Here is a 6,804-nt window from a genome sequence, read left to right on the forward strand (position 1 = left end):
GCCCCGGCGGAGGGGGATTCCGCCGGGGCCGCGAAGCGCGTTGCCGTGGGGCTCGGGAGGCCGTAGCCCGGTCGGCCGGGCCACGACCCGCCCGGGCTCAGTTGGCGCGGTCGAAGTCGATCGCGCTGTACGCCCGCAGCTTCGAGAGCTTGTGGGTGGAGTGGATCTCGCGGATGGTGCCGCTCTTGGAGCGCATCACCAGCGAGCTGGTGGTGGCGGTCTCCGAGCGGTAGTGCACGCCGCGCAGCAGCTCGCCGTCGGTGATGCCGGTGGCGACGAAGAACACGTTCTCGCCGCTGACCAGGTCGTCCGTGGTGAGCACCCGGTCCAGGTCGTGGCCGGCGTCCAGGGCCTTCTGCCGCTCGGCGTCGTCCTTGGGCCACAGCCGGCCCTGGATCACGCCGCCCATGCACTTCATCGCGCAGGCCGCGATGATGCCCTCCGGGGTGCCGCCGACGCCCATCAGCAGGTCGACGCCGGTGCCCTCGCGGGCGGCCATGATGGCGCCGGCCACGTCGCCGTCCGAGATGAACTTGATCCGGGCGCCCGCCTCGCGGATCTCCCGGACCAGGCCGTCGTGGCGCGGGCGGTCGAGCACCACGACGGTGACGTCCTCGACGGCGCTGCCCTTGGCCTTGGCGACCCGGCGGATGTTGACCGCCGCCGGGGCGGTGATGTCGACGAACTCGGCCGCCTCCGGCCCGGCCACCAGCTTGTCCATGTAGAACACGGCGCTGGGGTCGAACATGGTGCCGCGGTCGGCGACGGCCAGCACGGCCACCGCGTTGTTCATGCCCTTGGCGGTCAGCGTGGTGCCGTCCACCGGGTCGACCGCGACGTCGCACTCGGCGCCGGTGCCGTCGCCGACCCGCTCGCCGTTGTAGAGCATCGGGGCTTCGTCCTTCTCGCCCTCGCCGATGACGACGACGCCGTTCATCGAGACGGTCGAGACGAGGGTGCGCATCGCCTTGACGGCGGCGCCGTCCGCGCCGTTCTTGTCACCCCGGCCGACCCACCGGCCGGCGGCCATCGCGGCCGCCTCGGTGACCCGGACGAGTTCGAGCGCGAGGTTCCGGTCCGGAGCCTCGGGCGCGACCTCCAGGGCACTGGGAAGCTGGTGCGGGTACTGCGTGGACATCGTCGTTACCTCTCTGTACGCGACGACCAGTGAGCGCCCGACTACTGCCAGGTCGAACGCCGTGGTGAGGGTATTGCGATCGTATCTGCCCACGAGATGACTGTCTGTGGCGCGGGTCGCTGCTCTGTGGCGGAAAACGCCTGTTCATCCCGTTTCACCCGGACGTGAACACCCCTGGTGGCCGCCCCGGGATGTGGATGAGTCACCATGTGGGGGTGGCAGCAGACAGCAAGGGCATGAGGGGCCGGCAGACCGTACGGGACATGGTCCTGTCGATGCTGGCGGTCGGTTTCGTCGTCTGGATCGGGTACCTGTTCCTCCCGCACGACGCCAACGGCGACCCGGTGCACGAGGTCGCGTACAAGGTGGAGACCTCCACCGCCAGGCGCGCGGCGCCGTACCCGGTGCTCTCCCCGGAGGGGCTGTCCGACAAGTGGCGGGCCACCTCGGTCAGCTACAAGCCGGCCGACCAGAACAACGGCCGGGGCAACGCCTGGCACCTGGGCTTCGTGACCCCCTCCGGCCAGTACGCGGCGGTCGAGCAGAGCGACGTGCCGCGCGACTCCCTGCTGGCCGCCTACGTGACGGGCGCCAAGCCGGACGGCACCGCCGAGGTGGCCGGCCGCGCCTGGGACCGGGTGCAGGGCGAGAAGGCCCGCGCGCTGACCGTGCAGACCGGCCCCGGGACCACCCTGCTCACCGGCACCGCCTCCTACGAGGAGCTCACCGAGCTGGCGCAGGCGCTCAAGTAGCCCCGCCCTCGCTCCGACCTTCCCGACACACGCCGAAGGGCCCCGCACCGGACGAACCGGTGCGGGGCCCTTGCGCGCGGGGCGGATCAGACGGTGGTGACGACCTCGTCGTAGGCCAGGCGCGGCGAACGCGGGAACCAGGCGTCGTCGCCCGGCTTGCCGATGTTGACCACGGCCAGCACCGAGTGCTCGCCGTCGCCGAAGAACTCCTTGTTGATGCCCTCGGCGTCGTAGCCGGTCATCGGGCCGGCGGCCAGGCCGGCGGCGCGCACGCCGATGATGAAGTACGCGGCCTGCAGGGCGCCGTTCAGCTTGGCGGACTGCTCACGGACGCTGCGCTCCGAGAAGAAGACGTCCTTGGCCTGCGGGAAGTGCGGGAACTGGGTCGGCAGCTCCTCGTGGAACTCGTTGTCCGCGGCGAGGACGGCGACCAGCGGGGCGGCGGCGGTCTTGGCCTTGTTGCCGTCCGCGAGGTGCTGGACGAGGCGCTCGCGGCCCTCGGCCGAGCGGACCAGGACGACGCGCAGCGGCTGCTGGTTGAAGGCGGTCGGGCCGTACTTGACCAGGTCGTAGATGGCCTGGACCTGCTCCTCGGTGACCGGCTCGTCGGTGAAGGTGTTCGCGGTGCGGGCCTCGCGGAACAGCAGGTCCTGGGCGGCGGCGTCGAGTACCAGGGCGTCGGTGGTCATGCTTCTGCACCTCATGCGAAAGGGGGTTCGTCGGTATGATCGGCCGCAGCCGGTCACTTCATCCAACATAGGTGAAGTTTCAACGATTCCCCAAGCGAATGTGACCTGCCTCACTCCCCGCCCGGGGCCGCGCCCTCCTCGGCGGCCAGGGCGGCGTCCAGCCGGGCCCGGGCACCGTCCAGCCAGCGCTGGCACACCTTCGCCAGCTGCTCGCCGCGCTCCCACAGGGCCAGCGACTCCTCCAGCGACGTCCCGCCGTTCTCCAGCTGCCGGACGACGTCCAGCAGCGCGTCCCGGGCGTGCTCGTAGCCCAGCGCGTCGTCCGGGTTCGGCGCCGCCGCGTCCTGCTGCTCCTGCTGCTCTGCCATGCGTGCCAGCGTAGGGGGTGCGGGTGACAGCGTCAGCCTCCGCCGGCCGCCGTGACGTCGAAGCCGCCGCCCGCCACCCGGGCGTGCAGCCCCTCGCCGGGCGCGACCTGCGCCGGGTCCGTCACCACCGTGCCGTCCGCCCGCTGCAGCACCGCGTAGCCGCGCTCCAGCGTGGCCGCCGGGGAGAGCGCCACCACCCGGGCCAGGGTGTGGCCGAGGTCGCTCTGGGCGTGGTCCAGCCGGTGCCGCAGGGTGCGCCGGGCCCGCTCCAGCAGGCCGTCCACCTCCTGCCCGCGCCCGTCCAGCATCCGGTGCGGGGCGGCCAGCGCCGGGCGGCTGCGCACCCCGTCCAGCCCGTGCTGCTCGCGGTCCACCCGGGACAGCACGTGCCGGCGGGCGCGGTCGCGCAGCTGACGGACCTTGGCCAGCTCCTCGCCGACGTCCGGAACCACCCGTTTGGCCGCATCGGTCGGGGTGGAGGCGCGCAGGTCGGCCACGAAGTCCAGCAGCGGCTGGTCCGGCTCGTGCCCGATCGCGCTCACCACCGGCGTACGGGCGGCCGCGACCAGCCGCACCAGCCCCTCGTCCGAGAACGGCAGCAGGTCCTCCACGCTGCCGCCGCCCCGGGCCACGATGATCACGTCCACCTCGGGGTGCTCGTCCAGCTCCCGCACGGCCGCGCTCACCCGCTCCACCGCGCTGACCCCCTGCACCGGGACGTTGCGCACCTCGAAGCGGACGGCCGGCCAGCGCCGCCGGGCGTTCTCCAGCACGTCCCGCTCGGCCGCCGAGCCGCGCCCGGTGACCAGCCCGACGCACTGCGGCAGGAACGGCAGCGGCCGCTTGCGCTCGGCCGCGAACAGGCCCTCCCCGGCGAGCCGCCGCTTCAGCTGCTCCAGCCGGGCCAGCAGCTCGCCGAGGCCCACCGGGCGGATCTCCGAGGCGCGCAGCGACAGCTGCCCGCGCGCCGCGTACCACTCCGGCTTGGCGTGCACGACGACCCGCGCGCCCTCTTGCACCACCTCCGCGACCTGGTCGAACACCGAGCGGAAGCAGGTCACCGTGAGCGACACGTCGGCCTGCGGGTCGCGCAGGGTCAGGAACACCACGCCCGCGCCGGGGCGCCGGCTGAGCTGGGTGATCTGCCCCTCCACCCAGACCGCGCCGAGCCGGTCGATCCAGCCGCCGATCAGCGCGGAGACCTTGCCGACCGGGAGCGGCGCTTCGGGGGAGCTGGTGTTGGCCATGCGTACGAGGCTAGCGGCGCGGGCCGACACGGCCGAGACCGCGTCGCAGCGGCCCGACACGGCCGGGACCGCCCCCGGCCCCGCGCGGCCCGACGGCGGTCACCGGGGAAGCCGGGGCTGCCGCCGCCCGTCGGCCCCGCCGCGGGCGGCGCCCTGGACGGCGAGCACCACCAGGCCGACCGCCAGCCAGACCAGCCCGACGATCTGCGCGGTGGTCGAGGCCTCGTACACCACCGCCCCGATCACCGCGATCCCCAGCGCCGGGACGACCACGTGCCGGAACCACCGCCGCGAGCCGTGCCGCACCGCGTACCAGCCGATCACCGAGGCGTGCAGCAGCGCGAAGGCGGTCAGCGCGCCCACGTTGACCACCGAGGTGAGCTGGTCCAGCCCGTCGTCCCGGTCGGCCGCCCAGACCGCCGCCGCCATCGTGATCACCGCGGCCGCCAGCAGCGCCCGGCGCGGGACCGCGCTGCCCGGGTCGACCGAGCCGAGCAGCCGCGGCAGCCGGCCCTCCCGGCCCATCGCGAAGACCAGCCGCCCGGCCGCGGCCTGCCCGGCCAGGGCCGCGAAGGCCGCGCCGATCGCCTTGCTGGCCGCCACCAGAACGTGCAGCCAGTGCCCGACGCCGCTCTCCACGGTGTCGTAGAAGGCCGAGCCCTGTGCCGCCGGGTCGGCGGCCAGCTGCTGCGGGCCCAGCGGCTCCAGCAGTGCGGCCAGATAGGTCTGGGCGACGAACAGCACCCCGGCCAGCGCCAGGCACCAGAGCACCGCCCGGGCCACCGCCGCCGAGGCGCCGACCGCCTCCTCCACGAAGGTGGCGATCGCGTCGAAGCCCAGGTAGGAGAGCACCGCGACGGACACCGCGGAGACCACCGCGGTCATCGAGAAGGTCCCGACGGCGGTGAACGGGGTGTCCCAGCCGCGCTGGGCCCCGCCCTGGGCCAGCGCCACCACGGCCGCGGCCACGAACACCGCCAGCACCGCGATCTCCATCGCGAGCACCGCGAAGCCGACCACCGCCGCCGTCCGCACCCCGACCAGGTTGAGCGCGGTGGTCACCACCACCGCGAGCGCCGTCCAGACCCAGCGCGAGACGTCCGGCACCAGGGAGTTCAGCGCGATCCCGGAGAACAGGTAGGCCACCGCGGGGATCAGGAGGTAGTCGAGCATCGCCATCCACCCGGCGATGAAGCCCGGCCCCTCGCCCAGCCCGGCCCGCGCGTAGGCGAACACCGAGCCGGTCTGCGGCACCGCGCGCACCATCTGGGCGTACGAGAAGGCGGTGAACCCCATCGCCACCGTCGCGGCCAGGTACACCGTGGCGACGGCGCCGTGGCTCTTGGCGTCCAGCACGCCGAAGACGCCGACCGGGGCCATCGGGGCGATGAACAGCAGTCCGTAGACCATCAGATCGCGGACGCCCAGGCTGCGGCGCAGGCCGCTCGGCGTCACCTGCTCGCTCACAGAGCTCATAGACACCATATTTTGAGCGCTATTGACCGGGTCTGCACGGAATGTGTCCGCCGTCGGCGCGGCTTCGCGCCGGGGGCCTGGCGGGCGGGCGCCGGTCGCGGCCGCCCGTACGATGGAGCCATGTCCAAGACCGCGCAGCGCCGTGTCCTGCTCGCCGCCCCCCGGGGCTACTGCGCGGGAGTCGACCGCGCCGTGATCGCCGTGGAGAAGGCCCTGGAGCAGTACGGGGCGCCCATCTACGTCCGCAAGCAGATCGTCCACAACAAGTACGTGGTGCAGACCCTGGAGAAGAAGGGCGCGATCTTCGTCGACGAGACGGAGGAGGTGCCGGAGGGCTCGATCGTCGTCTTCTCCGCGCACGGCGTCGCCCCGTCCGTCCACGACGAGGCGCGGGCCGGCCGGCTGGCCACCATCGACGCGACCTGCCCGCTGGTCACCAAGGTGCACAAGGAGGCCGTGCGCTTCGCCGACGAGGGCTTCGACATCCTGCTGGTGGGCCACGAGGGCCACGAGGAGGTCATCGGCACCATGGGCGAGGCCCCGGACCGGATCCACCTGGTGGACGGTGCCGAGGACGTCGCCAACGTGCGGGTCCGGGACGAGTCCAAGGTCGTCTGGCTGTCCCAGACCACCCTGTCCGTGGACGAGACCATGGCCACCGTCGGCGAACTGAAGAAGCGCTTCCCGGGGCTGGTCAGCCCGCCCAGCGACGACATCTGCTACGCCACCCAGAACCGCCAGGTCGCGGTCAAGCAGCTGGCCCCGGAGACCGACCTGCTGATCGTGGTCGGCTCCAAGAACTCCTCCAACTCCGTCCGCCTGGTCGAGGTCGGCCTGGAGTACGGCGCCAAGGCCGCCCACCTGGTGGACTTCGCCGAGGAGATCCGCGAGGAGTGGCTGGAGGGCGTCACCACGGTCGGCCTGACCAGCGGCGCCTCGGTGCCGGAGATCCTGGTCGACGGGGTGCTGGAGTTCCTGGCCGCGCGCGGTTACGACACGGTCGAGACGGTCAAGACCGCCGAGGAGCACCTGACCTTCTCGCTGCCCAAGGAGCTGCGCCGCGACCTGCGCGCGGAGGCGGCGGGCAAGCTCTGACCCCACCCGGAGGGCCCGGCACCCCGCACGGGGTGCCGG

7 protein-coding genes are annotated in these 6,804 nt (G+C 73.1%); 2 read left to right on the forward strand and 5 right to left on the reverse strand.

The window, feature by feature from the left end; all coding sequences use genetic code 11:
- Positions 1-97: 97 nt before the first annotated feature.
- Positions 98-1,138 carry a class II fructose-bisphosphatase gene (glpX, locus tag ACFU6K_RS26815; protein WP_380667155.1) on the reverse strand — a complete coding sequence of 347 codons (1,041 nt, stop codon included), beginning with the start codon at positions 1,136-1,138 and terminating at the stop codon, positions 98-100.
- A gap of 215 nt (positions 1,139-1,353) precedes the next feature.
- Here glpX and ACFU6K_RS26820 point away from each other — a divergent pair, with 215 nt between their 5' ends.
- Positions 1,354-1,890 carry a DUF4245 domain-containing protein gene (locus tag ACFU6K_RS26820; RefSeq protein WP_380667157.1) on the forward strand — a complete coding sequence of 179 codons (537 nt, stop codon included), beginning with the start codon at positions 1,354-1,356 and terminating at the stop codon, positions 1,888-1,890.
- Between the two features lie 86 nt (positions 1,891-1,976).
- Here ACFU6K_RS26820 and ACFU6K_RS26825 read toward each other — a convergent pair whose 3' ends face one another.
- From ACFU6K_RS26825 to ACFU6K_RS26840, 4 genes are all read right to left on the reverse strand, one after another.
- Positions 1,977-2,579 carry a malonic semialdehyde reductase gene (locus ACFU6K_RS26825; protein ID WP_380667159.1) on the reverse strand — a complete coding sequence of 201 codons (603 nt, stop codon included), beginning with the start codon at positions 2,577-2,579 and terminating at the stop codon, positions 1,977-1,979.
- 110 nt (positions 2,580-2,689) lie between these two features.
- On the reverse strand, positions 2,690-2,947 hold the full coding sequence (locus ACFU6K_RS26830) for an exodeoxyribonuclease VII small subunit (RefSeq protein ID WP_380667160.1): 258 nt from the start codon (positions 2,945-2,947) through the stop codon (positions 2,690-2,692).
- 32 nt (positions 2,948-2,979) lie between these two features.
- Positions 2,980-4,194, reverse strand: coding sequence for an exodeoxyribonuclease VII large subunit (xseA, locus tag ACFU6K_RS26835; protein ID WP_380667162.1), 1,215 nt, complete (start codon positions 4,192-4,194; stop codon positions 2,980-2,982).
- A gap of 99 nt (positions 4,195-4,293) precedes the next feature.
- A complete protein-coding gene (locus tag ACFU6K_RS26840; RefSeq protein WP_380667164.1) occupies positions 4,294-5,670 on the reverse strand; it encodes an APC family permease in 1,377 nt (458 codons plus the stop codon).
- A 120-nt stretch (positions 5,671-5,790) separates the two neighbouring features.
- Here ACFU6K_RS26840 and ACFU6K_RS26845 point away from each other — a divergent pair, with 120 nt between their 5' ends.
- Complete coding sequence (locus ACFU6K_RS26845) at positions 5,791-6,765, forward strand: 4-hydroxy-3-methylbut-2-enyl diphosphate reductase (protein WP_380667166.1); 975 nt, start codon at positions 5,791-5,793, stop codon at positions 6,763-6,765.
- Positions 6,766-6,804: the final 39 nt, after the last annotated feature.

It is taken from the genome of Kitasatospora sp. NPDC057512 (assembly GCF_042802135.1).
Lineage (GTDB): Bacteria > Actinomycetota > Actinomycetes > Streptomycetales > Streptomycetaceae > Kitasatospora.

What these genes read in the sequence shown, in the direction of transcription:
- ACFU6K_RS26830 (WP_380667160.1), bottom strand. Translation starts at nt 2,947, where the DNA reads ATGGCAGAGCAGCAGGAGCAGCAGGACGCGGCGGCGCCGAACCCGGAC.
- ACFU6K_RS26840 (WP_380667164.1), bottom strand. Translation starts at nt 5,670, where the DNA reads ATGAGCTCTGTGAGCGAGCAGGTGACGCCGAGCGGCCTGCGCCGCAGC.
- glpX (WP_380667155.1), bottom strand. Translation starts at nt 1,138, where the DNA reads ATGTCCACGCAGTACCCGCACCAGCTTCCCAGTGCCCTGGAGGTCGCG.
- ACFU6K_RS26845 (WP_380667166.1), top strand. Translation starts at nt 5,791, where the DNA reads ATGTCCAAGACCGCGCAGCGCCGTGTCCTGCTCGCCGCCCCCCGGGGC.
- ACFU6K_RS26825 (WP_380667159.1), bottom strand. Translation starts at nt 2,579, where the DNA reads ATGACCACCGACGCCCTGGTACTCGACGCCGCCGCCCAGGACCTGCTG.
- xseA (WP_380667162.1), bottom strand. Translation starts at nt 4,194, where the DNA reads ATGGCCAACACCAGCTCCCCCGAAGCGCCGCTCCCGGTCGGCAAGGTC.